Origin of the sequence: Paenibacillus sp. EKM212P, from assembly GCF_011066115.1 — a bacterium.
GTDB classification, from domain to species: Bacteria; Bacillota; Bacilli; order Paenibacillales; family Paenibacillaceae; genus Paenibacillus; species Paenibacillus polymyxa_B.
Map to the genome: position 1 here is coordinate 623069 of NZ_JAAMNR010000002.1, position 26322 is coordinate 649390.

At 46.1% G+C, this 26322-nt stretch carries 25 protein-coding genes and 1 tRNA gene; 8 read left to right on the plus strand and 18 right to left on the minus strand.

Features of this window, described 5'->3' with window-relative positions; all coding sequences use genetic code 11:
* Window positions 1-42 precede the first annotated feature (42 nt).
* Entirely contained in the window at window positions 43-1758 is a 1716-nt protein-coding gene (acsA, locus tag G9G54_RS09030) for an acetate--CoA ligase (RefSeq protein ID WP_165177400.1), read from the minus strand.
* 239 nt (window positions 1759-1997) lie between these two features.
* Here acsA and G9G54_RS09035 point away from each other — a divergent pair, with 239 nt between their 5' ends.
* Entirely contained in the window at window positions 1998-2630 is a 633-nt protein-coding gene (locus G9G54_RS09035; RefSeq protein ID WP_165177402.1) for a GNAT family N-acetyltransferase, read from the plus strand.
* Between the two features lie 12 nt (window positions 2631-2642).
* Here G9G54_RS09035 and G9G54_RS09040 read toward each other — a convergent pair whose 3' ends face one another.
* The 4 genes from G9G54_RS09040 to G9G54_RS09055 all read right to left on the minus strand — a co-directional run bounded on the left by G9G54_RS09040 (window position 2643) and on the right by G9G54_RS09055 (window position 5459).
* The gene (locus G9G54_RS09040; RefSeq protein WP_061828997.1) at window positions 2643-3341 is read right to left on the minus strand and encodes a 5'-methylthioadenosine/adenosylhomocysteine nucleosidase; all 699 of its coding nucleotides are present in this window, start codon (window positions 3339-3341) and stop codon (window positions 2643-2645) included.
* 114 nt (window positions 3342-3455) lie between these two features.
* Window positions 3456-4463 carry a catabolite control protein A gene (ccpA, locus tag G9G54_RS09045; RefSeq protein WP_061828996.1) on the minus strand — a complete coding sequence of 336 codons (1008 nt, stop codon included), beginning with the start codon at window positions 4461-4463 and terminating at the stop codon, window positions 3456-3458.
* Between the two features lie 106 nt (window positions 4464-4569).
* Entirely contained in the window at window positions 4570-4911 is a 342-nt protein-coding gene (gene ytxJ / locus G9G54_RS09050; RefSeq protein WP_061828995.1) for a bacillithiol system redox-active protein YtxJ, read from the minus strand.
* A gap of 101 nt (window positions 4912-5012) precedes the next feature.
* On the minus strand, window positions 5013-5459 hold the full coding sequence (locus tag G9G54_RS09055) for a hypothetical protein (RefSeq protein ID WP_165177404.1): 447 nt from the start codon (window positions 5457-5459) through the stop codon (window positions 5013-5015).
* Between the two features lie 338 nt (window positions 5460-5797).
* Here G9G54_RS09055 and G9G54_RS09060 point away from each other — a divergent pair, with 338 nt between their 5' ends.
* The gene (locus G9G54_RS09060) at window positions 5798-6334 is read left to right on the plus strand and encodes a type 1 glutamine amidotransferase domain-containing protein (RefSeq protein WP_165177406.1); all 537 of its coding nucleotides are present in this window, start codon (window positions 5798-5800) and stop codon (window positions 6332-6334) included.
* A gap of 249 nt (window positions 6335-6583) precedes the next feature.
* On the opposite strand, the gene ptsP is transcribed toward G9G54_RS09060, so the two are convergent.
* The 4 genes from ptsP to aroA all read right to left on the minus strand — a co-directional run bounded on the left by ptsP (window position 6584) and on the right by aroA (window position 12274).
* Window positions 6584-8329: a phosphoenolpyruvate--protein phosphotransferase gene (gene ptsP, locus G9G54_RS09065; RefSeq protein ID WP_165177408.1), complete on the minus strand. Its 1746-nt coding sequence runs from the start codon at window positions 8327-8329 to the stop codon at window positions 6584-6586.
* On the minus strand, window positions 8326-10209 hold the full coding sequence (locus tag G9G54_RS09070) for a glucose PTS transporter subunit IIA (RefSeq protein ID WP_061828992.1): 1884 nt from the start codon (window positions 10207-10209) through the stop codon (window positions 8326-8328). Before G9G54_RS09070 ends, ptsP begins: the two co-directional genes overlap by 4 nt.
* A 304-nt stretch (window positions 10210-10513) precedes the next feature.
* Window positions 10514-10948, minus strand: a complete 435-nt coding sequence (locus G9G54_RS09075; RefSeq protein WP_165177410.1) for a CoA-binding protein — start codon at window positions 10946-10948, stop codon at window positions 10514-10516.
* Window positions 10949-10981: 33 nt separating this feature from the next.
* Entirely contained in the window at window positions 10982-12274 is a 1293-nt protein-coding gene (gene aroA / locus G9G54_RS09080; protein ID WP_165177413.1) for a 3-phosphoshikimate 1-carboxyvinyltransferase, read from the minus strand.
* A 270-nt stretch (window positions 12275-12544) separates the two neighbouring features.
* On the opposite strand from aroA, the gene G9G54_RS09085 reads away from it, so the two are divergent.
* Window positions 12545-12850, plus strand: coding sequence for a rhodanese-like domain-containing protein (locus tag G9G54_RS09085; protein WP_010345522.1), 306 nt, complete (start codon window positions 12545-12547; stop codon window positions 12848-12850).
* 247 nt (window positions 12851-13097) lie between these two features.
* On the opposite strand, the gene gndA is transcribed toward G9G54_RS09085, so the two are convergent.
* Both gndA and G9G54_RS09095 read right to left on the minus strand, forming a co-directional pair.
* On the minus strand, window positions 13098-14504 hold the full coding sequence (gndA, locus tag G9G54_RS09090) for an NADP-dependent phosphogluconate dehydrogenase (protein WP_165177415.1): 1407 nt from the start codon (window positions 14502-14504) through the stop codon (window positions 13098-13100).
* Window positions 14505-14677: 173 nt separating this feature from the next.
* The gene (locus tag G9G54_RS09095; protein WP_165177417.1) at window positions 14678-15277 is read right to left on the minus strand and encodes a hypothetical protein; all 600 of its coding nucleotides are present in this window, start codon (window positions 15275-15277) and stop codon (window positions 14678-14680) included.
* Between the two features lie 279 nt (window positions 15278-15556).
* Here G9G54_RS09095 and G9G54_RS09105 point away from each other — a divergent pair, with 279 nt between their 5' ends.
* The gene (locus tag G9G54_RS09105; protein WP_025724011.1) at window positions 15557-16189 is read left to right on the plus strand and encodes a YktB family protein; all 633 of its coding nucleotides are present in this window, start codon (window positions 15557-15559) and stop codon (window positions 16187-16189) included.
* Window positions 16190-16214: 25 nt separating this feature from the next.
* On the opposite strand, the gene G9G54_RS09110 is transcribed toward G9G54_RS09105, so the two are convergent.
* Window positions 16215-17498: an MFS transporter gene (locus G9G54_RS09110; RefSeq protein ID WP_165177419.1), complete on the minus strand. Its 1284-nt coding sequence runs from the start codon at window positions 17496-17498 to the stop codon at window positions 16215-16217.
* A 187-nt stretch (window positions 17499-17685) separates the two neighbouring features.
* On the opposite strand from G9G54_RS09110, the gene G9G54_RS09115 reads away from it, so the two are divergent.
* Window positions 17686-19161, plus strand: coding sequence for an aminotransferase class I/II-fold pyridoxal phosphate-dependent enzyme (locus tag G9G54_RS09115; protein WP_165177421.1), 1476 nt, complete (start codon window positions 17686-17688; stop codon window positions 19159-19161).
* Between the two features lie 107 nt (window positions 19162-19268).
* Here G9G54_RS09115 and G9G54_RS09120 read toward each other — a convergent pair whose 3' ends face one another.
* Together G9G54_RS09120 and G9G54_RS09125 are read right to left on the minus strand one after the other, a co-directional pair.
* Window positions 19269-19574 (minus strand): DUF1292 domain-containing protein, encoded by a 306-nt coding sequence (locus tag G9G54_RS09120; RefSeq protein ID WP_061828984.1) that lies wholly within the window; start codon window positions 19572-19574, stop codon window positions 19269-19271.
* Between the two features lie 79 nt (window positions 19575-19653).
* Complete coding sequence (locus tag G9G54_RS09125; RefSeq protein WP_013310940.1) at window positions 19654-20211, minus strand: hypothetical protein; 558 nt, start codon at window positions 20209-20211, stop codon at window positions 19654-19656.
* A gap of 200 nt (window positions 20212-20411) precedes the next feature.
* Here G9G54_RS09125 and G9G54_RS09130 point away from each other — a divergent pair, with 200 nt between their 5' ends.
* Window positions 20412-21170: an MBL fold metallo-hydrolase gene (locus tag G9G54_RS09130; protein WP_165177423.1), complete on the plus strand. Its 759-nt coding sequence runs from the start codon at window positions 20412-20414 to the stop codon at window positions 21168-21170.
* A 121-nt stretch (window positions 21171-21291) separates the two neighbouring features.
* Here the strand turns inward: G9G54_RS09130 and G9G54_RS09135 are convergent, their stop codons facing one another.
* Both G9G54_RS09135 and G9G54_RS09140 read right to left on the minus strand, forming a co-directional pair.
* A complete protein-coding gene (locus G9G54_RS09135) occupies window positions 21292-21528 on the minus strand; it encodes a DUF3892 domain-containing protein (protein WP_013371899.1) in 237 nt (78 codons plus the stop codon).
* Window positions 21529-21615: 87 nt separating this feature from the next.
* Window positions 21616-22059 (minus strand): GNAT family N-acetyltransferase, encoded by a 444-nt coding sequence (locus G9G54_RS09140; protein ID WP_069289898.1) that lies wholly within the window; start codon window positions 22057-22059, stop codon window positions 21616-21618.
* A gap of 141 nt (window positions 22060-22200) precedes the next feature.
* On the opposite strand from G9G54_RS09140, the gene G9G54_RS09145 reads away from it, so the two are divergent.
* Window positions 22201-22272: transfer RNA gene (locus G9G54_RS09145), tRNA-Val, on the plus strand.
* Between the two features lie 216 nt (window positions 22273-22488).
* On the opposite strand, the gene nirD is transcribed toward G9G54_RS09145, so the two are convergent.
* The gene (gene nirD / locus G9G54_RS09150) at window positions 22489-22818 is read right to left on the minus strand and encodes a nitrite reductase small subunit NirD (RefSeq protein WP_165177425.1); all 330 of its coding nucleotides are present in this window, start codon (window positions 22816-22818) and stop codon (window positions 22489-22491) included.
* A 12-nt stretch (window positions 22819-22830) separates the two neighbouring features.
* Window positions 22831-25263 carry a nitrite reductase large subunit NirB gene (gene nirB / locus G9G54_RS09155; RefSeq protein WP_165177427.1) on the minus strand — a complete coding sequence of 811 codons (2433 nt, stop codon included), beginning with the start codon at window positions 25261-25263 and terminating at the stop codon, window positions 22831-22833.
* A gap of 445 nt (window positions 25264-25708) precedes the next feature.
* Here nirB and G9G54_RS09160 point away from each other — a divergent pair, with 445 nt between their 5' ends.
* Window positions 25709-26311 (plus strand): ANTAR domain-containing response regulator, encoded by a 603-nt coding sequence (locus tag G9G54_RS09160; protein ID WP_061828979.1) that lies wholly within the window; start codon window positions 25709-25711, stop codon window positions 26309-26311.
* Window positions 26312-26322 lie beyond the last annotated feature (11 nt).

Consider the following 26322-nt stretch of genomic DNA (forward strand, 5'->3'; position numbering starts at 1 on the left):
GCTTTGGAGACTCCCTTTTTTAATTCTAATATGCAGAGCACTTCAATCCTCTATGGTGGATAAGTCACCTGTAGGAAGGTTAAGCTCCCAGGCTTTCAACACGCGTCTCATAATTTTACCGGAACGGGTTTTAGGTAACTTTTCCTTAAACTCAATTTCGCGTGGAGCAGCATGAGCAGACAGCCCTTCCTTAACGAAGCGATAGATGTCCTGCTTTAAAGCTTCAGACGGTGCATAGCCTTCACGCAGTGCAACAAAAGCTTTGATAATTTCTCCCCGCACGGTATCTGGTTTTCCAATGACTCCTGCTTCCGCTACAGCAGGATGCTCCAGAAGCTTGCTCTCCACCTCAAAAGGGCCGATTCGTTCCCCGGAAGAGTTAATGACATCATCAATCCTACCCTGAAACCAGAAATATCCGTCCTCATCCATGTAAGCTGAATCACCCGATACATACCAACCGGGAAAGCGGAAATATTCCTGAAACTTGTTCGGATTGTTCCATATACGATTCATCATGGATGGCCATGGTGTTCGGATCGCCAAGTGGCCCATCCGGTTAGGAGGCAACACCTGCCCTCTGTCGTCCAAAATAGCAGCCTGGATACCTGGGAGTGGCTTTCCCATCGAACCCGGCTTAATCGGCAGCTCAGGGTAATTACAGATCAACTGTGCTCCTGTTTCTGTCATCCACCAAGTATCATGAATGCGTTGTGTATACACTTGCCATCCCCATCGCACCACTTCTGGATTCAGCGGTTCCCCAACGGATAAAACATGCCGCAGACTGCTAAGATCATATTTGGAAACAACCTGCTCCCCTGCGCTCATCAGCATCCGAAACGCTGTAGGAGCACTATACCATATGGTCACTTCGTGACGCTCAATCGTGCGGTACCAGTCTTCCGGGCTGAAACGCCCCCCACGAATGACATTCGTTGCTCCATTTAGCCATGGAGCAAAAATACCGTATGATGTTCCCGTGACCCAGCCAGGATCAGCAGTACACCAATACACATCATCTTCCCGCAAATCCAGCACCATTTTCCCAGTATAGTAATGCTGAATCATTGCATTTTGCACATGATACACGCCTTTGGGCTTGCCTGTTGAGCCTGATGTATAGTGAATAATTAATCCATCTTCACGATTCAACCATTCTGGCTCAAGTTCCTCTGAGGATGTGAGCATTTCTGTCTCAAAATCGATAATTCCCTGCTCGCGTTCATCCATATCACCAACCACAAAAATATGTCGCAGCTCAGGAAGTTCCTCACGTTTTACCCGTGACAGAAGCGCAGGTGTGGTCACTAATGCTACTGCCCCACTATCCTCCAATCGATCCTTAACCGCAGTTTCCATAAACGCCTCAAACAATGGACCGACAACAGCCCCTACCTTTAGAACACCAAGTAAACTAATAACCAGCTCGGGTGAACGCGGCATGAAAATAAACACCCGCTCCCCTTTACCAATACCGTATTTGCGAAGCACATTTCCGAACCTGTTAGAGCTAGCACGAAGCTGAGAGAAGGTGTAGGTTTCATGACGGTTTGCGTCACAATACAATAGTGCCGCTTTCTCCCCTCGTCCTTCCTGTACATGTCGATCAATGGCTTCATGTGCCATATTTACCTTGCCTGTTTCATACCACGTAAAATGACGCTCTGCATCTTCCCACTGAAAGTTGTTGTAAGCTTGTTCATACGGGCCCATGTTGGATGTGGGAACTACAGTCTGGAGTTCTTCAAACTTCATACGTTCAGCCTCCTCACAATAGATTAATGAGAATCACACAGAACAAGATAACGCTTACAAAATCAATAAAGCAGATGAAGTCCTTTGGTTTACTGATTGATTTAAATTGTGAACATTTTATGTCTAAAACAGTATATCATAGGTCAGGATGTGACGACCATCCTTTTCATTTAATTGTTTTTTTGCTATAAGTAGGGGGTATGAGGAACGAGCTTATGGCGAACAAGGAGGGCGTACGCATGCAGCATTTAAAACTGTACCACTTGGATACGTTGGATCATAACGGACAAACAATCTATGTAGAAGGCCCCGTATCCGCGGATCAACTGCGTTCATTTCAAATGCACAAGCAATTAGATGCCTTTCGCAAACCAAAGGAACAGTTCGATGCATTAGTGGATATTTCGGAACTGCCAGAAGGCAGAATTATCATTGCCCACAACGGGGAAACTCTCCTGGGATATGTTACTTTTCATTACCCAGATGAGATGGAGCGCTGGTCGGAAGCTGGCATGAAGGATTTACTGGAACTTGGAGCTGTTGAGGTAGCCGATGACTATCGTGGTCTGGGCCTGGGTAGCCGAATGATTCGGATTGCCTTTGAGGACGGCCAGCTTGAATCCTATATTATTTTTACGACCGAATACTATTGGCATTGGGATTTAAAAGGCAGCGGCCTCTCCGTATGGGAATACCGCCGCATGATGGAAAGTCTGATGAAAACTGTAGATATGGTCTGGTACGCCACGGATGATCCTGAAATATGTTCACATCCTGCTAACTGTCTGATGGTACGAATGGGAAAGGATGTGCCCCTTGCATCACAGGAGCAGTTTGACCATATCCGGTTTGTCCGAAGATTCATGTATTAAAAAATTATACCATTAGCCCAAATGCTTGAGCATGAACTCCACAATACGATGCGAACGATGTGAAGCTTCTACCGTAAATTCAGCATAATTAACGTGAGCCGATCCATCAGCCTTATCTGACATAGACCGTAGGACAACATAAGGCACAGCGTTCATATGAGCTGTCTGAGCCACAGCTGCACCTTCCATTTCGGTACAAGCACCGTCCATTTCCTGATGCAATGCAGTCACTAACTCACGACTTGCAACAAATTGATCGCCAGAAAGTACCTTGCCGACAATATAACGATCGCCAAACGATTTGCAGGCTTGCTCAGCTAGACTTACAAGCTCGGGATCAGCCACAAACTCTGAGGTGTCCTGATAAGGAATGACCCCTCTGGCATAACCCAAAGGCGTTACATCCATATCATGCTGCATACATGTGGATGAGATGACAATATCCCCAATGTTTAAATCGGGATGAACGGCCCCTGCCACTCCCGTAAATATAATCTGTTCTACACCAAAATGATCAATCAGGATTTGTGTTGTTACTGCAGCATTAACCTTGCCTACACCGGATTTGCAGACAACGACTCTTTGCCCGTGAATGATTCCTGTAGTGTACGTGATTCCAGCCTTGACCGTCTTGCTTGCTTCCGTCATCGCTGCCAGCAGCAATTCAATTTCTTCATCCATAGCACCCATTAATCCGTAAAGTCGGCTCATTACGCATCCCTCTATTCTTGGTTTGATGATGATGTCCATAAGAAGCTTTATATCCGCGAAAAAAGCTCCATCAAAGGAGCTTTCATCGAAGGTATATCCTATTCAGCACTGCGTCTAGTCTAAATAATTAACTGACAACCGCAAAATAGTTTCATGCGGCAAAATAACGCGAGGGTTCTCCACGTTTTCCTTTTTCATCAGCTTGGTCAGCAAACGCATCGCTACCGCACCCAAATCGTACATCGGTTGCGCGACGGTTGTCAGCTGAGGACGAACCATAGAGGCCATACGAATATTGTCGACACTGATTACCGAAAAATCATCAGGAACTTTCAATCCCTCATCCTGAATACTGTGGATCGCACCAATTGCCATTTCATCCGTAGCAGCAAAAATCGCACTTGGCTTCTTCTTTAGGCCGAGAAAATATTTCATTGCTTCGACACCGGATTCATAACGGTAGTTCCCGATTCGCACGAGATCCTCCTGATAATCAATTCCGGCTGTTTCCAGTGCCCTCTTGTAACCTTGGAAACGTGCATAGCCGTTTGCAGGGTCTTGAAGCGTACCACTGATCATTGCGATTTGACGGTGTCCATGGCGGATCAACGTGTTTACTGCATCATAAGCAGCGGCTTCATGGTCGATATCGACCGAAGGATAGCTTCCTTTTTCATCACTCGTTGCACATAGAACAATAGGGACCGCAGCTGTATGGAACGCCTGAATATGCTCGTCCGTTACTGTACCACCCATGAACAGAAGACCATCCACTTGCTTTTCAAGCAATGTGTTGATGACACGAATCTCTTTTTCTTTTCGCTTGTCGGCATTACACAAAATAATATTATAGTGATACATATTCGCTATATCCTCAATACCGCGCGCAATTTCTGCAAAAATTGAGTTCGATATATCCGGTATAACCACGCCGACGGTCGTTGTCTTCTTGCTGGCCAGACCTCTAGCGACCGCATTTGGACGATATCCCAATTGTTCAATCGCTTCGTACACTTTCTTGCGGGTCTGAGGTTTCACATTAGGATTATTGTTAACTACGCGGGACACTGTGGCCATTGAGACGCCAGCTTCGCGAGCTACATCATAGATCGTTACCGTCACATTCCTTCTCTCCATTGCCAATAAATTTTCAACCGAATCCTAGATCAACTAATTAGAACCATGATACGACAAAATACTACTTTATGCAACGACAGCACACATTTATCTATGTGAGATGATCGTGGAGTGCACGGGCTGTAATATTCGAATGGGATGTATGCCAAACAGCCTCTCCGTCCTTGATTAAAATGGCCTGCGGGGATTCATGCTTCACCTGAAGCCTGTCCGCGGTTTCATTGGACACCGGCCGATCTTCTACTACATAAATGATACCGTATTCAATATTTTCGTTGGGAGCGCCATGCAAATAGGACTCCACTTCCTGATATGCGCCTGCACTTATCGGACAACGTGTGCTATGTTTAAAGAGAAGCAACGGCTTGTCTGATGACGCTTCCAGAGCCGTATTTAATTGTTGAACAGTAGTCATTTTTGTCATCGTCGCCATTGGATATACATTCCTTTCTGTGTCTTGTCGTATGGCCTATTCTCATCGTAACAAAAAGAACATGTAAAATCCAATGGTGACCATGAAAATTTTCATATTTTTTAGTTTTTTGTATTCGTAAATACCGATTCACTGGTAAAACCGGATAATTGAACCAATTTTCTTTCTACATCATTCATCCAATCTTCGTCTCCCAGACTTCTCGCATAGCGATAAAGATCCAATAAGAGATTAATTCGAAGCTCCATCCGCTCCTCCAAAGCAGATTGCCAATCCACATTGGGATTGTCCGCTTCCTCCAGTACAAGCTTGCGAATGATTTCTGCCAGTTCATTGTTGCGAGCAAAAGATATTCTCCGTGCCGTAGGTTTGCTCCCTAGACTTTGTAATAGTGCCTTAATGTCTTTCGTCACATGCTGCAAAACCTCACTGGAAAAGCATGACGAGCATGAGAATACAGGGACGTGCAAAATTTCAACCTTGCCCGCATAGATTACCTTTCGCAGTTCCAGTCCCATCGGTTTGCCACATTGGCATTGCTTATGCATTTAACCACCTCATTACGTAGGATCAAACTATACGAGGATCTCGTCAGAATCCAAATATATCTATCTACTAGTCTAATAAATATTTGTTAACTCCATTAAATCTATCATACCTTGTTTTATTTCGACTTTGGGACCTCAAATCCTTCCACAGATTGCAGCTATGAACAAATTACCAAAGCTTTGGCGGATCAAAAAATGACGACAATTGCTGTCAAAGAGCAGACTACTAACATAAGAATCTGCGAAGGAATGGACTTCGGGCGTTCTTTTTCTTAAGATGTAAAAGTACAGATTACAAAACAGAGGTGTCATCATGTGACGCACGAAAGGATGGTTGGATGTCAAGACTTGCCGGAAAAAAGGTTATCGCCCTAGTGGATGAGGAATTCGAGGATCTGGAGCTGTGGTATCCGATTTACCGTGTTCGTGAAGAAGGCGCAGAAGTGCATTTAGCCGGTGCGGAAAAGGGTAAAAAATATATTGGAAAATATGGCGTACCTGCTGAAGCGGAATATGCCTTTGAGGAACTGAATAGCAGTGATTATGACGGGATTCTCGTCCCTGGCGGTTGGGCACCTGATAAACTTCGCCGCTATCCCAAAGTAATTCAACTCGTACAAGAGTTTCATGCTGCTCATAAGCCGATTGGACAAATCTGCCATGCAGGCTGGGTACTGATCTCTGCTAAAATTTTGGATGGTGTTACGGTAACCTCCACACCAGGTATTCGTGATGATATGGAGAATGCAGGAGCTATTTGGAAGGATGAGGCAGTTGTAACGGATGGACATATTGTATCTGCTCGTCGGCCGCCTGATCTTCCACCTTACGGAAGAGCGTTCTGCGATTTGTTAGCAGATAACACCCGGAAATAAGAGAATAAGTCCTGACACTCAGGACTTGAATAACCCAATCTAATGGAATCAGGATAATTGCTAATTATGAATTTTCCATAATCACAAGAGGTTGTCAACAAGATGAAAAAAAGAACCTTCAAAACCATGAATAAAGTGGTTTTGAAGGTTCTTTTTCGTCTAAACCATGCTACGCCATTAAGGTTTGCTACGACAAACCTAACAGTACGGAGTTCGGCTCCTTCTGAAGCTGTATACGGACATTACATATTACTGCCGTCCAGGCCCGGCCGGAGTGCAGCTGACATTAGCTGCAGTGAGCTTGTCTTCGATCGCTGCACCAGTGGACATGCCAAAGCAAACCTGAGCGACTGTCTTTGCCTCAGATGCAGTCGTATTCAGCACACGATGCTTGACCCGCAATAAAGATTGGGGAGACATGCTGAGTTGATGTATCCCCAGTTCCAGCCAAAGAGGAACGGACCGTTCATCTCCAGCCATCTCACCACATACACTCACATCAATTCCTGCTTGATGTGCCGCTTGTGCAGTCATGCGCAGCATTCGAAGTACAGCTGGATGGTATGGATGGTACATATGTGCAATCTGCTCATTCATACGGTCTACAGCCAGCACATACTGAACCAGATCATTCGTTCCGATACTAAAAAAATCTGTTTCAGCTGCCAATAGATCAGCGATCATCGCCGCAGCCGGTACCTCAATCATAATTCCTCGCTGAATGTTCGGATTATAGGTAAGCCCTCTTGCATCCAAATCCGCCATAGCCTCCTTCAAAAGAGCATCTGCCTGGCGGACCTCCTCCACGGATGAAATCATCGGATACATTACCTTGATATTTCCCATTGCACTGGCTCGCAAAATTGCAGTCAACTGGGTTTTAAACAATTCCTTCCAATCCAGACTGATCCGTATAGCACGGTAACCTAGAAAAGGATTTTCTTCCTCTGGTAGTTGAAGATAGTCCAACGGCTTATCTCCACCGATATCCAATGTACGGATGACTACGGAGTGGTTTCCTGCCTTTTCCGCTATCAGCCGATATACTTCATACTGTTCCTCTTCATCTGGAGCAGATTTGCGATCCATGTATAAAAATTCCGTGCGGAACAGTCCTACACCTTGAGCGCCATGCTTCAAAGCCGCCTCCAGCTCTTTAATCGAACTAATATTGGCCGCCAGCCTCAGAGTGGTTCCATCCTTGGTCACGGCATCTACAGAAGCAAGTACCTGAAGCTGCTCTTTTCTGCGTCGCTGCTCTTCGCGCAAAATTTTATAATGATCAGTTACCGTTTTTTCCGGATTCACATAAACTTTGCCCAGGTCTCCGTCCACAACCATCATATCTCCCGTTTGAACGGGCAAATTCAGATTGCTCTCCAGTCCTGAAACGAGTGGAATACCAAGTGCGCGGGCCATGATCGCAGAATGTGATGTTTTACCACCATTCATAGTTACAATCCCTAAAACATAGCTAGGATTCAAGTGTGCCGATTGGGAGGGTGAGAGCTCCTTGGCTACCAGAATATAGGGCTGTGTATCCTTGGGAAGAGTCACCTCCGGTGCACCCAGCAAATGCTTGAGCAGCCGGTTTCCCACATCTTTGATATCGATTGCCCGCTCCTTCATATATTCATCATCCAGTAAATCAAACATTGTTACAAAATGATCAATGGCTTCCTTCACGGCCACCTCAGCCGCCTTATACTGACGCTCAATAATTCCGCGAATTTCATTCATGAATTCTGGATCTTCCAATATCGCAAGATGAGCATCAAAAATGCTGGATTCCTCCGGCCCCACCATCTCTCGAAACTCATCCTTAATAAACTGGATCTCACTTTTGGATGTGCGTATCCCTTCATACAACCGTTCAAATTCCTTTGCAAGATCTACCGCATCCATTTTTTGATCAGGTAAATCCCACTCCCAGCTCGGCAGGACAAATGCCTTCCCGATTGCCACACCTGCTGCGGCGCCGATGCCTTCTATCATGTTTCTACCCCTCCAACATTCCTGTCATGCAGCACAACGGACATTACCGAGGCCTGACCTTTTTTCACTGTTTTAAACGGAGCAAAGCTCCACGACTTGACGCGATCCGGATTCGTGATGACCATAGGAGTCACCAGTGATGGAGCTTGCTCTCGCAGCGCCTGCAAATCAAATTTGATCAGCAATTGCCCCGGTTCCACCGTATCGCCTGCTTCTACCATAGCAGTAAAATTTCCTTTTAGCTGTGAAGTATCAATCCCGATGTGGAGCAGAACCTCAAGTCCCTCTCGTGTGGAGATGCCTAAAGCGTGCATAGTCGGATACAAGTGCATCACAGTACCATACACTGGAGACACAAGTTCACCACGTTCAGGAACAAAAGCAACACCGTCCCCGACCAGCTTCGTCGCAAAAATTTTGTCAGGCACTTCATGAATCGGGAGCATTTTTCCATGTACAGGAGCGTTGAACAAAATTTGAGGGAGATCACGCTCCATCAGCTTCGCGATTTCCTCACGAATCAGTTCTGAATACGTTCCGAATACAACCTGCAAATTACCTCCACCCAGATTGATAAGCCCGGCCGATCCCAAAGCCTTCATCGCTCCGGTATCGATCAGTCTGTCATTGTGGACGGTCAGCCGCAAACGTGTGATGCAGGCCTCCACCTGCACAATATTTTCCTTCCCGCCAAGTGCTTCCAAAATAAGCGGAGCACTATAAGGAATATTGCCGGCCCAATCCTCCAGAACCGAACCTTCCTCGCGCCCAGGAGTTGGAATACGGAACCGCCGGATAGCCCATCGAAACAGTACATAATACACAAGCCCGTACGCCACTCCCACTGGAATTAACAACCAGGCGTTATGTGAGAGATGAAAATTAAGGACATAATCTATAAAACCCGCCGAATAGGAAAATCCGTGATGAATATCCAGCTCAAAGGTAAGCCACATGGCCAGCCCAGACATAACTGCATGAACGAGGAACAAATAAGGAGCAGCAAACAAAAATGCAAACTCAATCTGTTCCGACACTCCAGTAAAAAAGCAAACAAGCGCAGCTGTCAAAAATGTTTTTTGCACCTTTGGCTTCAAATCTTCACGCGCTTCCTGAATGATCGCTAGCGCAATGGCAGGGATGGCAAACATCATAATGGGGAACAACCCGGACATGAAATAGCCCGCTGTCGGATCGCCAGCAAAAAACCGGGGTAAATCGCCCTGCACAACGTTGCCAGACGGCGTTTTATATGTACCCAGTTGAAACCAAAAAATATTATTAAGCAGATGGTGCAGACCAAAGGCCGCCAGCAACCGGTATAGAATACCGTAGATAAACAGTCCAAAGCCGCCCAAGCTTGATTCCAGACCTACTATAAATTGCAGCCCTCTCTGTATGAGTGGGGCAATAATTAGCATGAGTCCTGCAAACACAGCCGAGAAGAGGCCAATAAGCAGCAGAACAAATCGGGTACCTCCAAAAAATTGAAACACCTCGGGCAATTTGATGCTTTTGAAGCGATTATAGGCCACCCCTGAAATGACCCCCAAAATGATACCAATGAGCGTCGCCGGTTGAATGAGTCCGTTTCCAAATCTCAATGTGACCTGATCGTATATAGCCATACCAGCCAATGCTGCCAGTCCCGCCTGACCTGCCTGATTCGACATACCCAGGGCAACACCAACCGCAAATAAATATGGCAAAAAATAAAAAATCCCGTGTCCAGCCGCATTTGCCATATCAGACACCATAGGGAATCCCCATGTGGACCAAGGAAGGCTGCCGAGACTTAGCAATATTGCAGCGGCTGGTAGCACCATCGTCGGGAGCATGACAGCACGACCGAGCTGTTGTAAGGATCCGAGCCAATTCATGGCATTCCTCTCCTTTCTATCCCTGATGGTAAGCCGAATAAATACTTTTGTCAAAGCAATGATTCCATCTGCAAAAATATTTATTTACGCTACTACAGGTCAAAAACTTTATCATCACAACAGATAACACTATGAATCCGTTTAGAGCTATTTCATCATCAAGACATACATACATTATATGGATTCCTGAAAGTATAATATACTGTACCATATTCCTCGTTTCGCACCAAAAACCTTCAACCCTGTGAAGCAAGGGAAGAAGGTTTTTATTCATCTGCGTATAGCACAGATCACTGATCCATGTTTATCCTTTACGTACAGCTTGGGCCACTGAGTCCTCCACCTTAATGCAACGATCCATAATAACCGTCATTCCATGCTCCTGCGCAATGTCAGCGGCTTCCTGGCTTATAATTCCCTGTTGAAGCCACAAAATCTTAGCTCCAATAGCAGCTGCTTCACGCGCAACCTCTGCACAGTATTCACTGCGGCGGAATACATTGACCAGCTCCACAGGCTCAGGTACTTCAGCAAGACTGGCATAACAAGTCTCCCCAAGAATCGTTTGCCCTGCCACCGCAGGGTTAACCGGAATAATCCGGTATCCCCGCTTCTGCATGGCATAAGAAACCATGTATGAAGTACGGTCTGATTTATCAGACAAACCAACAACCGCAATATTGCCTACTTGTTCCAAAATGCTTTTAATCTCTTCTCTCGACGGATTTTCAAAAGCCATTCTGTTCCCTCCTATTCGCATCTTCGTTTGTTTTTATTTTACCCATTCTACAGAAGCACCAAGCGTCATTAGATGGTCAAAATACTGCGGATACGATTTGGCGACATGATGTGCATCCTTGATTACTAGCGGCTTCTGTGCGCGCAAACCTACAATCGTCAAGGCCATAATAACACGGTGATCAAAGTGCGCGTTAATTTCCACGCCACCTTCGACACCCTCCGGTCTGCCATGTACGATAATTTCTGCTTGACGTTCTTCTACCCGAGCACCAGCCTTGGTCAGCTCATTCAAATAATCGGTAATGCGGTCACATTCCTTATACCGTAAATTCTCCACGTTATAAAAACGGGACGTGCCTTCAGCAAATACAGCCGCAGCCACCATTGCAAGCACAGCGTCTGTTGCAGCATCACCGTCAAACTCAACAGCTTTCAATCGGCCATTGCCCTTAACAACGACGGTATCGTTCTCATGTGTCAGTGGCACTTCCATCATACGCAGCACATCTACAATAGCGCGTTCTCCCTGTTTGCTCTGCTCTTTAAGACGATGGATGGTAACATCGGAATTCGTTACTGCAGCAGCCGCCAGCACCGCTGCACTCCCTGGATAGTCTCCCTGTACCGTATACGTACGTGACTGGTAGGATTGCCGCCCCGGGACACGGAAAGACATGTAATCATCGCTTGCATGAATGATAATACCAGCCTCTTGCAATACCTCCAGAGTCTGCCCAATGACCACCTTAGATTTCAAATCATGCAGCACTTCGATTTCACTGTCTTCCTCCAGTAAAGGCGTAAGGAATAGCAGGGCGCTCAAATATTGTGAGCTAACCGAGCCGGACACCTGAATTTTACCGCCCTTCGCCTGACCACCCTGAATACGAATTGGCAACTTACCTTCACGATGATCTACTTTCACGCCCAGTTGCCCCAGTGCATCGATTAAATCATCATGTGGTCTCTTGCCCAATGAGTCGGGATATGTATTAACAAATGTAACATCCGGACATAGAGATGCAATACCCATCAAAAAACGGAGCACCGCTCCTGCGTTTCCCACATTCAATTCCTTCACAGCTTGAGGATGGCTACCAAAACCTGTAATCACTATTTTTTCATCATCCTCTTCCAGTACTGCACCCAGATCGGCGATACAACGGCGCATAGCATCACTATCTTCACTATGAGCTGGATAATAAATGGTACTTTGTCCTTCAGCAAGTGCCGCAGTGAGCAGATAACGAGTAGTGTAGTTTTTGGAGGACAGGGCCCCAATCTCTCCTTGCAAGGAAGGGGTAGGTCTAACGATAACATCCATAATGTACATGCTCCTTTTCGGTTCAAACCATCCTATTTTACGTTAATTATACAAGTTGTAGCATTCATTTCTCCACCCAAAAAATAAGAAATATTAATCTAAGTCCCTCAAGTTGAATTCCGTCGGTTAATTAATCTTTATCTGCCTTTAGGATTAAGCCGATTGACAGCCTAGAGATAGCTTAGCTATCATACATAGAGTGTGTGTGACATTTTGCACACGTCAAAAACATACGTAGCACCCAATATATATCAGAAAAGAGGTCCGGCCATGACGCAAATCGCCCTGATTGAACCTTCTGAGTTGCGCGCACGTCTGCAAGCAGGAGAGCAATTGCAATTAATCGACGTCCGCGAAGCGGAAGAAGTAGCGGAAGGCATGATTGAAGGTGCCAAGCACATTCCGCTCGGACAGCTTCCGGGTCGTCTTGAAGAAATTGAACGCACCGGTGAAATTATCTTTATTTGCCGGAGCGGTTACCGCAGTGAACGAGCCTGCGAATATCTACAGCAGCTAGGTTATGAAGGCTGTACTAACATGACTGGCGGCATGCTGCAATGGTCACAGGAGCAATAGAAAACCTACTTAACAAAAGAGACGGGAACTTCCCGTCTTTTTTGTTTTGACTCAAAGCTTAGACGCGGTAATGCATTAAAATATTTTGTCCCTATCATACCATAGCGCCAAAAGATTACACAATCCTCTACTGCCATCATAATCGTGTCCATAATTATAAATTAAAAAACGGAAGCTTCTTCTACCCATAGGGCAAAAAAGCTTCCGTTGTATTACATAATGCTATTCATGCATATCCGTCCGTTCATTAGAACCATTGATGATGGAATACGCCTTCTTTGTCCACACGTTTGAACGTATGGGCACCGAAGTAGTCACGTTGTGCTTGCAGCAGATTTGCTGGCAAACGCTCAGTGCGGTAGCTGTCATAGTATGCAAGCGCGCTGGAGAAGCCAGGCACTGGAATACCTTGGGATACAGCCACGGAAATCACTTGACGCCATGCATCTTGATACGTTTCAACTACATTTTTGAAGTAAGAATCCAGCAACAGGTTTTTCAAGGCAGGATCGCGGTCATATGCATCCTTGATGTTTTGCAGGAATTGCGAGCGGATAATGCAACCGCCGCGGAAGATCATAGCGATTTTTCCGTATTTCAAATCCCAATCATATTCATCGGAAGCTGCACGCATTTGAGCGAAACCTTGAGCATAGGACACGATTTTACTTGCAAACAGTGCTTTACGTACACTTTCGATAAATTCTTTTTTGTCGCCGCTGAAGGACTCAGCATTAGGACCGCTCAGCACTTTACTTGCCGCAATGCGCTCCTCTTTCATAGCAGACAAGAAGCGGGAGAATACGGATTCGGTAATCATGGACAATGGCACACCCAGATCCAGCGCGCTTTGGCTTGTCCATTTACCTGTACCTTTTTGACCAGCAGCATCCAAGATAACGTCTACCATTGGCTTGCCTGTTTCAGCATCGTACTGGGAAAAAATGTCAGCTGTAATTTCAATCAGGTAGCTGTCCAGTTCCCCTTTATTCCATTCCGTGAAGATTTCATGAAGCTCTTCCGCATTCACATTCAGGACTGATTTCAACAAGTGATACGCTTCACCGATCAATTGCATGTCGCCGTACTCGATACCGTTATGCACCATTTTTACATAGTGACCAGCACCGTCAGGACCGATATATGTACAGCAAGGGTCGCCTTCCACTTTAGCAGAGATTGCCGTTAGAATCGGCTCTACCAGTTTATAGGCACTTTCCTGTCCACCCGGCATGATAGCAGGACCATTCAAGGCACCTTCTTCACCACCGGATACGCCTGTACCAATAAAGCGAAGTCCTTTTTCCTCCAGCTCCTTGCTACGGCGCTGTGTATCAGGGAAGTAGGCATTGCCTCCGTCTATAATAATGTCGCCCTTGTCCAGATGAGGCACAAGCTGTTCAATCGTGGCATCTGTTGCTTTACCAGCTTGAACCATGATCAGGATTTTACGGGGGGATTCCAATGAGTTCACAAATTCTTCAATAGAGAAAGTACCCGTCAGTTTTTTACCTTCTGCTTCTTTGATAAGATCGTGCGTTTTTTCTGGAGAGCGGTTAAAAACCGAGACGGTGAAGCCTCTGCTCTCAATGTTAAGGGCTAAATTCTTACCCATTACCGCCAGGCCGATCACACCAATTTGCTGTTTTGCCATCTGGTTCCTCATCCTTTGCAACATATTTTGTCTTCTATATCGCCGCTTTACCGCATTACACTTTATGTGAATCGGAACACGTGCACTTCTATTTTAACGTTTTTGATGTAAGAAGTGAACCCCTGTCTATTCACAGATCAAAACACCCCATTTACATGAGGTGTTCAGATGTACTACGCTTCCATCATCAGCAGTTGGTGGGATAGCGTTTGCAGGCGTTCATGGCAATTCCCGATTTTAGCCTTATCTCCGTCTGTCATCGCTATGAACAGCTTCTCCAATTCATCGTCCACTTCCATTTTAAGCAGCAGCAGTCGGGTTTCTCCTTCATTGGAAGCGTACATATCCTCCATTTCCTGTGCGGACAGCACCGGTCCCTTCTGATAAATGACACGCTGCTTAAAGCCTGTAACCTCGACCAGACGAATGACCTCACCAAACAAAATATTTTCTACCAAAATATGATGATCCTTGACTCTTTTGACAATGGCATGACCTCGGGTGCTTCCAATCAGCTTCTCCAACCACTCAGCCAGCTTGGCATCGCGGATTACATAATCTCCAGCCAACTTGTAGTGTCCTGTGCGCAGCTGTTGAAAACGGAGCTTCACCAGCTTACGCCCGGTTCTCACCGACAAAACCAGGTACGACTCATCCTCGCTCCAGTACAGCGAATACCCTTCCGATATCAAATCCTTGATCAGATTATGGATATGCCGACGGCTAAACCGGAGCTCTAGATTGCAATATTCTACCTCACAGCCCTTGTTCACGGCATTCCCTCCTTTTTCAAGTCCGATTCAAGAAGTCCGGCTACAGCAAGCCTGCGGCTTTCCCGCTTGATCTTCCCTTGCTCTATTTTATACTTCATTTTATGTAAGGGTACTTGGTTATTTGACCTATTTTTATGAGTAACAGCGAACAATCCTACTTTTGCCTTATATGCTTGTTTCAAACCTAGTCTAAAGTCGGCCAAGCCCGGCGGCATTATGCTATAATTGGACATATTACGCCACACGTTATGGCTTAACCCAGTTACAGGAGGAAAAGGAATGACATTTAGTGGATTTACTGCAAAGGACTTCGATGTTTTTGAAATACCGGGATTGGAGCCTCGTATGGAAGTGCTGATTCAGCAGGTTCGGCCCAAGCTGGAGGCAATTGGCGAGGAATTAGCCCCATTTCTGACGGACTTATGTGGAGAGCCTATGCACGTTCACGTCGCCAAGCATGCACGACGCAAAGTCAATCCCCCCAAAGATACTTGGGTAGCCTGGGCGGCAAATAAGCGCGGGTACAAGGCGCTGCCGCATTTTGAGGTAGGTATGTTCGCTTCCCACCTATTCGTTATTTTTGCAATTATTTATGAAAGTCCTAACAAAGCTACATTTGCCCAGGCACTCGAAGCCAATCTGAGCGATGTGCGCTCTAACCTGCCTGATCATTTTTACTGGTCCATGGATCATATGGCTCCGGAAGGCACAGAACAACAACATATGGATAATGAAGATTTTCAAACGATCATCCATAAGCTGCAACAGGTAAAAAAAGCGGAGGTCATGTGTGGAATCCGTATTGACCGAGAAGATCCACTTGCCAGCGACGGGGCTGCATTATTACAGGCAGTGCGTTCTACCTTTGAGCATTTGCTGCCGCTGTACCGAATGTCTTTCTCGAAAGAGTAGCCCTCGCCGCTTTTCAAGGCGCTGTTCAGGCCTCCACATTCTTCCTGCGTGGATTGCGCGCCAGAGCCAGGTGGCAGCCAAACATGAGCAGCATCACGACCCCACTGATGATAAATGGAGCGGTGTGTCCGACACGGTCCCATAGCACTCCTGAAACGAGCGGGCCTATAACCATGCCGGAGCCTTGAAGTGTTAAAAAAAAGCCCCACACCGTTGCTCGCTCGCTTTCCGGAATCAATCGGGCAAGAAAGGTGTTCCATGCAGGCAAAATGAGCGCATATCCCAAACCAATAAGCGCCACGGATACAAACACCAGCGGAATAGATCGAACGATTGAGAAGAAAAACAGCGTAATTCCGGCTAGCAAAAAGCCAACATGTAGAAAATACTCCGTTCCAAGTCTGTCGACCAACTTGCCACAAGGGATCAGTGCCAGCACAGTCACCCCACCGCCTGCAATCAGAAGCACGCTGTACAGGTTTGGTGAAATCCCGAGGTCCGTCCGAGCGTACAGCGTCAGTACGGGGCTGATCAAACCGATAACAAAAGACTGCAAAAATAGCGCCGGGTAAATTAACGGATTGACGTTAAGCTTTGTTTTGAGCACACCGATCGTCTCCTGGATTCCTTTCAGAATTTGCTGTTTCTGCTTTGTGTACCCATCAGACGACACTAGAGCGCTCTGTTCGAGGTCACCTTTATCAGGAGACCTTTTCGGTCCTGGCAGCATAAGAGCAACCAACAACAATACAATACTGCATCCTATCAAAATCATGAACACCATGCCGTAAGAATGCCCATAGTGGGATATGGCAAAGTTCATAATGAGCGGACCCAATCCCGTTCCACCCATAGACGCAATTTCCAGTGTGCCCATCGCCGCGCCATTGCTGTTATTAGGCCCGGACATTTCGGTCGTTCCGGTCATAACACAAGGCCAGAGCGGAGAAGTACCCAGACCGAGCAGCAGACACGCAACGACGAGCCACACGGGCTCTGTCAATACGCTCAGCATAATAATCGCTACAAGCGTAAACAACAGTGCGGTCGACATCGTTCCACGGTAGCCGAGCCGTTCAGCCATCCAACCCGCCGGTGCCCGAAACGCATTGTCTCCAAAATACTGAAGCGAAAAGGCCAAACCAATAATCCCGGCCGACAAACCAAGCGTTTCTCCCATATATACCGGCAGGATGGATACCAGAAGAGATCCTTTCATAAATTCGACCAGAAATACCAATACCCACAATTTGCTAAAAAAAGGAGTCCACAGCCGCTTTGGAGCTTTTTTTCGTCCATTTTGCCTCATCTAATCCACATCCTCCACCTTCGTTTTTTGGCTGTATAGACCGGGTTCTCAGCCTACTCCACTCTTTCGCAAATAAATGCGCCCTCAATCGCTTGCATTCCTACTTCAAACTGCTATACTCAATTTTGTTCTATTATCACTTGCACAGGATTGTCGAAATCCTGCACGAAAGGTTGTGACAACACTAATGAATCAAAGCAACACCCCGCTTTTTACTGCTTTGAAAAAGCATGCTCAGAGCAACCCGGTTCAATTTCACATCCCAGGTCATAAAAAGGGAGTGGGAGCAGATTCGGAATTTCGCGAATTTATGGGGGATAATGCCTTTTCCATAGATATGATCAACATCGCTCCATTGGACGATCTGCATCAGCCATCAGGCGTCATCGAAGAAGCTCAAAAGCTTGCAGCAGAGGCCTTCGGAGCTGATTATACGTATTACAGTGTACAGGGGACAAGCGGAGCCATCATCACCATGATTATGTCCATTTGCTTGCCAGGTGATAAAATTATTGTACCCAGAAACGTACACAAATCTATAATGTCTGCCATTATCTTTGCTGGTGCAAAACCAGTATTTATTTCTCCAGTCAGTGATGAGAATCTCGGTATTCACCACGGGGTTACAACCAAGTCCGTACGCCGGGCATTGGAACGTCACCCTGACGCCAAGGGCGTCCTTGTTATCAACCCGACATATTACGGTGTGTGCGCCGATTTGAAGGAAATTGTAGATCTCGCTCACAGCTATAATGTGCCGGTCCTGGTCGATGAGGCTCATGGAGTACTGATTCATTTTCACTCTGATCTACCGATGTCCGCCATGGAGGCGGGAGCAGACATGTCAGCTACAAGCGTTCACAAGCTGGGTGGTTCCTTGACTCAAAGCTCAATTCTGAATGTAAATACGAAAAACGGATACGTTAACCCACAGCGTGTACAAACGATTTTCAGTATGCTGACAACAACGTCGACTTCGTATATTCTGCTGGCTTCGTTGGACACATCCCGACGTAATCTAGCCCTTAACGGTCATGAAATAGCACAACGTGCTCTGGAATTGGCTGAATATTGTCGTTCAGAGGTCAACAAGATTGAAGGGCTATATTGCTTTGGCAGCGAAATTCTTGGCACGGAAGCTACCTATGATTATGATCCAACCAAAATTACGGTTCATATCCGCCATTTGGGCCTTACCGGATACGATGTGGAAAATTGGCTGAGAGATCACTACAATATCGAGGTTGAGCTTAGCGATATGTACAATATTCTCTGTTTGGTGACCCCCGGTGATACCAAAGAGGAAATTGAAATTTTGTTGAAAGCTCTGCGTGAGCTGGCTTCTCTGCACTATTCCACAGGTCAGGAGCATGAGCTAGTTGTAAAGATACCGGATATCCCTCAGCTCTCCCTCATTCCAAGAGACGCTTTTTATGGAGATACGGAAATCGTGCCTTTCAAGGAATCTGCAGGTCGCATTATTGCAGAATTCATCTATGTGTATCCACCTGGTATTCCAATCTTACTGCCAGGAGAAGTTATTTCGCAGGACAATATTGATTATATTGTTGATCATGTAGAAGTAGGCCTGCCTGTTAAAGGACCTGAGGACCGAACAGTACATCAGGTGAAGGTTATCGTCGAAACTGACGCTATTTCATAATATTGAACTGTCAATACATGCTTAAAAAACATGTTGATAGTCAAGAAAAAAAGCCCCCATTCGGGGGCTTTTTTTCTTAAAGAGCTATACAGCTGCTACATCCAATTCTATTCGTATTGCGCAACAAGCTCGCTATATGCAGCTTCTACACGTTTCCACTCATCTTCGTCCTCAATATTGTAAAGCACCATTTCTTCGTTTTCTTCTTCCATACGAAGAATAATGCCATCCGCTTCGGGATTGCCTCGCTCAAGCAGAAGAGCATAAATGTGATCCTCTACGTCAAAGGTCTCTACCAGCACCATTTCTACATCTTTACCATTTTCATCAGTTAGCGTAAGAACCATTTCTTCATGTTCGTGGTCATGATCGTGGTTGCAGGCTTCACCGTGTTCATGTTTGTGATCACTCATGGAAATACCTACCTTCAAATTGTTTTATTTTCCCCCGTATCGTAACATGATCAAGGGTGCAGGTCAATTTGTGGTATGCCTAATTTATCGCTGTAATGACTTTTTCGGACACCAAGGTATAGCTGCCGTCTTTGCTCTCTTTAATATAGAAACCAACCCGGTAATTCCCTGCTGTTTTGAAATCATACGTAAAGTCGTTCGTACGGAACCAGAAGTTATCCTTTTGCGCTCCTTTGATATCTTGAGACTGAATATCCTTCACGTTGCCCGAAGGGTCGGTGATCGCTACCTTCACTCCGGAGATATCTGTTTTCAAGGTATCAATTTGACTAAATACATTAAATTTCACTTTATTGCCTTTATTCACGTTACCAAACACAGTATCTCCCTTGAACAGGAACATATGCACGTTCGGCTGGTCGAAAACAACTTTTCCACCGGATGGATCAAAATTGACAAGTCCATTAAAATCACGGATGGGCACATAGGTTTTCCCATCAATGACAACTGCACCATCTTTTGACACTTCTCCATTAATAATCAACTGCACTTGGTCCTTGGCGGATTCCGCCGAAATGGCGGTCCCTCCCATTATTGAAAAGGCCATCATCAGGGCCATCACTCTTCTCCATTTCATAACTACTAATCCCTCCATCGTCATCTGTTTAAAACCTTCTGTCGTACATTTATACCTAGCTCAGCCGCACAAGTTGCGCTGTGTTTCACAAATTGTCCAAAGTTTTTACATAAGGAGCCAAATCTTTAGTTCCGGTAGCATAGGTGATAAAATACGACTGTAGAAGTCCTAGTACACAAAGTCTGGAGGATAAATCCATAATGAGCCTAACGATACAAATGCTTGGCACAGGCAGTGCCTTTGCCAAGCATTATTACAACAACAACGCGCTGCTGGACAGCGGAGAAGGCAAACTGCTGATCGATTGCGGTACAACCGCTTCTTTAGCATTACACCAAATGGGCGTCCCTCTGCCTGATATTGACGCAATTTTAATCACACATATTCACGCAGATCATGTCGGAGGTTTGGAGGAATTCGGTTTTCAAATGAACATTCTTCATCGTCGCAAGCCTCTACTTTATATCGCCGAACCACTAATCTACCCTTTATGGGAGCATACACTCAAGGGCGGAATGTCACAGCAGGGTATGATTGACAAGCTTGAAGATGTATTCGAGGTAAACGTAATAACGCCTGGTGCACCCACTACATTAGTATCCGGTATTCAGGTGGAGCTAATCCCTACAAGGCATATTCCTGGTAAAAACAGTTATTCCATATTCATTAATGACCGCCTTTTTTATAGTGCAGATATGGTTTTTGACCCTGATTTGCTTCATCATCTGGTGCATGAACGAGGATGTCGGAGTATTCTCCATGAGGTTCAATTACAAGGCGCTGGAGAAGTCCATACGACATTGGACGAGCTGCTAAGCTTGGCGCCATCTCTTCAAGAACGGATTCATCTAATGCACTATAGTGATGATATGGAACAGTTCAGGGAGAAGGCAGGGGTCATGTCCTTTCTGGAGCAGCAACGAGTATATCAACTTACAGAGTTGGAACGTGCAGAGTAGCATACTAAATACAGCTTGAACAATTAACAAAAGCCGCCTAGCTTTCCTACAAAGGATAGCCAGGCGGCTTGCTGTTCTTGAATATAATGATGAACTTGCATTCTAATGTTGCGAATTAAGGTCAGAACAATGGCAGTTGATCCAGGTTGTTAGAAGGATCTCCATCGGCATCTCCCCGAATTCGTTTGCTTCCATCCTTGGCCTTGAACACGTTAACGCCTGCAATTGAGCCTGCCTCAATCTCGTTCAATGCTTGGCTATAATCTAAAATCCGACCGGTAGATGTCTGAAAAGACGTAAGGTCGCCATCCCCGTTTTTACGTACTGCTGTAATTTGCTCCCGTTCTGTATTAGCCATGCTGTATCGCTCCTTATCCATAGTATAGTGGAGGAACTTTTACTAGCATGCACATTGTACAGATTTGTATGCACCTTACGCTGTCGACTACAACTTTTTGCGCATACGTACATGCGGTATTCCCGCATCGTCAAAAGGTTCATCAGAGATCGTCTCATAACCGAGCTTTTCGTAAAACTTCTCGGCTTGACATTGGGCATCTAGCAGCGAGTATCTTAGCCCCAATTCACGTGCACGTTCCTCCAGTGCTAGCAGTAATACACGTCCATAGCCTGCGGCACGATGCTCCTTGAGAACGGCAATACGTTGCATTTTAGCTGTATCTTCCTCATAGTATGTCAACCGACCAGTGGCCACCATTTCACCATGTTCACAAATTAGCAAATGATGGGCCGTATCTCCCAGCTTGTCATAATGATCAACTTCTAAATCGAGAGGAACTTTTTGCTCTTCGACAAACACTTTGGTACGGATCGATATTGCCTCCTGTAGCTGCTCCTCTGTTGTTACACTTATAATTTCTGCGGCCATCATCTGTTCCCCCTATCATTAATTCCAGATTGCAAACTCACTAAATTCGAATTATATATATAAATGCTCATGAAGTACAGGCTGACTTCTATTTTTCCACTTTACATATATGGTTAATACATGATATTATCTAGTAACCGCAGGACGGTAGCTCAGCGGGAGAGCATTATCTTGACAGGGTAAGGGTCATGGGTTCGATCCCCATCCGTCCTATTCGTCAAAAGCCTTGATACTCAAGGCTTTTTTGTTTGTCTCGAGATAAATCCAGTTATCCTGTGAAAAGAAAATAGGTTATTGACTAAGATTTAGTCAATAACCTATTTTTCAATCAAAATGATGCCTACTTCTTCAACAAAGCCTTTCACCTTGATCCTTCTATTATATAGAAGAAAAAAAAGCAGAACCTCCAGCACAATACGCATAGAACTCTTAGATTACGATATAAACCTCCCCGCTCTCACTGTCAATCTCCGTGGGGTAAGCAGTCACACATCCAGTATCCGGCTCTTGCACCCGGCCAGTGGAAAGGTCGACTTTCCAGTCATGGAGCGGACAATGGACCGATGAGCCACATATCATTCCTTCGGATAACCGCCCCCCTTTGTGCGGACAACGATTCTCAAGCGCATGCACGCTGCCATCGCTCAGACGGAATACAGCTATCTCTGTATTATGAATGCGAACTGCCCTTGCTCCACGTCGGTCAATTTCGTTCAGATCAGCTATTCTGATTCTGTTGGTTGTCGTATTAGTCTCCATTTTGTCAGCCCCCTATTCCATTACTGGCTTAAGTTCCGGCAGTTGCACAAAATTTTTGCGCAGCTCTTCGTTGTGAATAATTTCGTGCCACGGATCAGTCGTCGTGCTTAACGTCTCCTCAATTCTGGTCACCAGTTGCTTCCTCGTCTCTGCATTCGCGAGTGCGTGTTTGATGGATTCAACTCCGACCCGTTCCACCCAATGGGCTGTGCGTTCGTTCCAATTGGCCTGCTCGCGATAATACTGCAGATAGGCACCGGTCCATTCCATCACTTCATCCTCAGTTTTAACGGTACAAAGCAGTTCAGCTGCCCGAACCTTAATACCGCCGTTACCTCCAACGTAGATCCCCCAGCCACCGTCAATAGCAACGACGCCCAAATCCTTGATCGTCGCTTCAGCGCAGTTACGCGGGCAACCAGATACAGCCAGTTTGACTTTGGATGGCGCATTCAGACGTTCAAATGCCTTTTCCAACCGGATGCCCATACCCATAGCATCCTGAGTGCCAAAGCGACAAAAGGTGTTACCTACGCACGTCTTAACCGTTCGCAGCGTCTTTCCATAGGCATATCCAGAAGGCATATCCAACTCGGCCCAGATCCCCGGCAAATCCTCCTTCTTCACACCAAGCAGGTCAAGACGTTGGCCACCCGTAAATTTCACCAGAGGCACATTGTATTTCTCTGCGACAGCAGCAATTTTCTTCAGGTCGGCAGGTGAAGTAACTCCTCCATAAATGCGGGGCACGACAGAATAGGTGCCATCTTTCTGTATATTGGCATGGTACCGTTCATTCGTGAATCTGGATTCCTTCTCATCCTCATAATCCAGCGGCCATAGCATACCTAGATAATAATTGAGGGCCGGCCGGCATTTGGTACATCCTTCTGTCTCGTTCCAGCCCAGCACATTCATCACTTCTTTGACGCTCTTCAATCCCATCTCCCGAATGCTATCAATGATCGCTTCCCGGTCAAGCGTCGTACAACTACAAATTCCCTCTTTCATCGTTTCTCCGGCTTCTGCGCCTGCGTATAGCTGTAAGAGTCCCTCCACTAATGGCTTGCAGCCGCCACATGATGCCGATGCCTTCGTGCATGCCTTAATCTCCCCGACACTCCGGCAGCCAGCCGCAACCGCCTCTCCAATGTCACCCTTGGATACACCATTACATCCGCATACAATTTCGTCATCAGGCATCTGCTCTAGCATCATGGCGCCACTAGCTTCAGGTTGACCGGGATTGAAGCCTAGTAATAACTCTTTCTCTCGGCCAACCACCGACTCGCCACTTTTGATCAAAGAAAACAGCATGGCTCCGTCAGACGTATCCCCAAACAGAACAGCTCCGATCAGTTTTTCTTCCTTGATCACGATTTTTTTGTAGACGCCGCCAATATCATCCTGATACCGCAGGGAACGTGTTCCCGGTTCATCCTTGTAATCCCCTGCTGAAAACACGTCGACACCCGATACCTTCAACCTTGTCGAGGTAACAGAACCACTGTAGCCGGGAATCTCCATTCCCGCGAGCCGCTGAGCCAGTACACCACCTTGCTCATATAATGGAGCAACCAGCCCGTAAGTGATTCCCCGGTGTTCTGCGCATTCTCCAACGGCGTAGATTCCGGGGATATTCGTTTCCATGTAATCATTTACGATGATGCCGCGGTTTACAGGGATCCCCGCCGACAGCGCCAGTTCAATGTCTGGTTTGATGCCTACCGCCATAACGATCAGATCTGCTTCCAGCTCGCTGCCATCGGCAAATTTCAACCCTTCCACGCGGCGACGCCCCGTAATAGCCGCCGTCCGCTTATTGACCAGAAAAGTCATTCCCTGCTCCTCCAGCTCGCGCCGTAGCATAAGGGAAGCAGCCTCATCCAGCTGCCGATCCATAATATATCCGTTAATATGAATAACCGTGACGTCCATCCCCAAGTTAAGCAGCCCCCTAGCTGCCTCCAGCCCAAGCAATCCGCCGCCGATGACGGCTGCTTTTTTGTGTGTCTTTGCGGTCTCCATCATCGTTTCACAGTCACGAATATCCCGAAAACCGATAACACCTTCCTTGTCGGCTCCTGGAAGCGGCAGAATAAAGGCTTTAGAACCTGTTGCCAACAACAACAAATCATAAGAGATGCATACGCCGGAGCGCGACGTCACCTGCTGCTTTTCCGTATCGATAGCTGTGACAGGATCATCGGTATACAATCGAATATTGTTGTCTTCATACCAACTCCAGTCGTTGATGACAATATCCTGCAAACCAGCCCCTCCCGCCAGAACGGAGGACAGCATGATCCGGTTATAGTTTGGATGGGGCTCGGCCCCGAATACCGTAATTTCATAGCTACCTGGTGCAAGCTTCAGCAAATGTTCGAGAGTGCGTATTCCCGCCATTCCGTTGCCGATCAACACTAACTTTTGGATATCGTTCATCAGGTCACTCCCCTTCCATTTGTATCCTTAAAACATAAAAAGCCTGCTTCACATATGGGGATTCAAAATATCCCTCACATGAGAAAACAGGCTCCATTGCCGTTTCATCGAATACGCCGTTGTATCCATCAGAGTATGGAATTAAAAAGTACTGTAGCTAATATATAATGGTTCAAATGATATGTCAACATTCCTTACGCAATATCTTATAAAAAATTATATTTTATCACCATGTAACATATCTATGACGTATAAAATATCACTCTCCTACAAAATTAGGATTGATTTTCAGACCAAAACACGCCAAAATGGTTTAAAAGTCCGTTTTAATTTGATGATGGTGAAAAAAATAAGCAAACAGATAAAATTTCATGTCATATTTGTTATCAATGAATACCATCCCCATCCCTAACTACCCTTCATGTTACAGAGAGGAGGAGCCCGCTTGCGTTCCTTGTTGGTAATTCACTTACATTCTGACCATGTATCTGAGCAGACACACGCCGTTTCCTCGTGGCAGGCAGGACCTGAGTACCTTTTAGAGTCCAACGGATACCTAACTCTGCCCTGCCGCAATGAATCCGAAATCAAACAGCTAATCCTTAATGCAGATGCGGCGGTACTAAACATACCTGTCGGCACTATCAGCATATGGAGTGACAGGCTGGAGCAAGCCAAAGCGGTCCCATTGCTCTGGTGGTGCAGCGCAGAATCAGCGCTATCATCGACAGAGGCTTGTGAAGCTGATGTCACTGTCGATGGCATTCTAACCCCTTCAATGGCAGCCCATGAACTGAATTGGGCTCTTCATTTTAGTGCCAAACGCTTTTTTGAACGCCAGCATTGGCAAAGTGAACGCAAGCAACTGACCGCTCGACTGGAAGAACGCAAATGGATTGATATGGCCAAAGGAATACTGGGGGAAGTAAACGGCATCCCGGAAGCGGAAGCATACGATGTGCTACGCAAAAAAGCAATGAACGAACGCAAACGTATCGTTGATGTGGCCATCTCCATCGTCAAAGCACAGCAAATGCTAAAAGCATAAATCTGAAAGGG

Excerpts from the sequence above, each read along its gene's own strand:
- G9G54_RS09055 (WP_165177404.1), bottom strand. The coding sequence starts at position 5,459 with ATGCATAAGCAATGCCAATGTGGCAAACCGATGGGACTGGAACTGCGA.
- ytxJ (WP_061828995.1), bottom strand. The coding sequence starts at position 4,911 with ATGGCGACGATGACAAAAATGACTACTGTTCAACAATTAAATACGGCT.
- G9G54_RS09070 (WP_061828992.1), bottom strand. The coding sequence starts at position 10,209 with ATGAATTGGCTCGGATCCTTACAACAGCTCGGTCGTGCTGTCATGCTC.
- G9G54_RS09085 (WP_010345522.1), top strand. The coding sequence starts at position 12,545 with ATGACGCAAATCGCCCTGATTGAACCTTCTGAGTTGCGCGCACGTCTG.
- G9G54_RS09135 (WP_013371899.1), bottom strand. The coding sequence starts at position 21,528 with ATGGCTAATACAGAACGGGAGCAAATTACAGCAGTACGTAAAAACGGG.
- G9G54_RS09035 (WP_165177402.1), top strand. The coding sequence starts at position 1,998 with ATGCAGCATTTAAAACTGTACCACTTGGATACGTTGGATCATAACGGA.
- G9G54_RS09115 (WP_165177421.1), top strand. The coding sequence starts at position 17,686 with ATGAATCAAAGCAACACCCCGCTTTTTACTGCTTTGAAAAAGCATGCT.
- gndA (WP_165177415.1), bottom strand. The coding sequence starts at position 14,504 with ATGGCAAAACAGCAAATTGGTGTGATCGGCCTGGCGGTAATGGGTAAG.
- G9G54_RS09105 (WP_025724011.1), top strand. The coding sequence starts at position 15,557 with ATGACATTTAGTGGATTTACTGCAAAGGACTTCGATGTTTTTGAAATA.
- nirB (WP_165177427.1), bottom strand. The coding sequence starts at position 25,263 with ATGAACGATATCCAAAAGTTAGTGTTGATCGGCAACGGAATGGCGGGA.
- G9G54_RS09060 (WP_165177406.1), top strand. The coding sequence starts at position 5,798 with ATGTCAAGACTTGCCGGAAAAAAGGTTATCGCCCTAGTGGATGAGGAA.
- G9G54_RS09140 (WP_069289898.1), bottom strand. The coding sequence starts at position 22,059 with ATGGCCGCAGAAATTATAAGTGTAACAACAGAGGAGCAGCTACAGGAG.
- nirD (WP_165177425.1), bottom strand. The coding sequence starts at position 22,818 with ATGGAGACTAATACGACAACCAACAGAATCAGAATAGCTGATCTGAAC.
- G9G54_RS09130 (WP_165177423.1), top strand. The coding sequence starts at position 20,412 with ATGAGCCTAACGATACAAATGCTTGGCACAGGCAGTGCCTTTGCCAAG.
- acsA (WP_165177400.1), bottom strand. The coding sequence starts at position 1,758 with ATGAAGTTTGAAGAACTCCAGACTGTAGTTCCCACATCCAACATGGGC.
- aroA (WP_165177413.1), bottom strand. The coding sequence starts at position 12,274 with ATGGATGTTATCGTTAGACCTACCCCTTCCTTGCAAGGAGAGATTGGG.
- ptsP (WP_165177408.1), bottom strand. The coding sequence starts at position 8,329 with ATGATAGAAGGCATCGGCGCCGCAGCAGGTGTGGCAATCGGGAAGGCA.
- G9G54_RS09125 (WP_013310940.1), bottom strand. The coding sequence starts at position 20,211 with ATGAAATGGAGAAGAGTGATGGCCCTGATGATGGCCTTTTCAATAATG.
- G9G54_RS09110 (WP_165177419.1), bottom strand. The coding sequence starts at position 17,498 with ATGAGGCAAAATGGACGAAAAAAAGCTCCAAAGCGGCTGTGGACTCCT.
- G9G54_RS09075 (WP_165177410.1), bottom strand. The coding sequence starts at position 10,948 with ATGGCTTTTGAAAATCCGTCGAGAGAAGAGATTAAAAGCATTTTGGAA.
- G9G54_RS09040 (WP_061828997.1), bottom strand. The coding sequence starts at position 3,341 with ATGAGCCGACTTTACGGATTAATGGGTGCTATGGATGAAGAAATTGAA.
- G9G54_RS09120 (WP_061828984.1), bottom strand. The coding sequence starts at position 19,574 with ATGAGTGATCACAAACATGAACACGGTGAAGCCTGCAACCACGATCAT.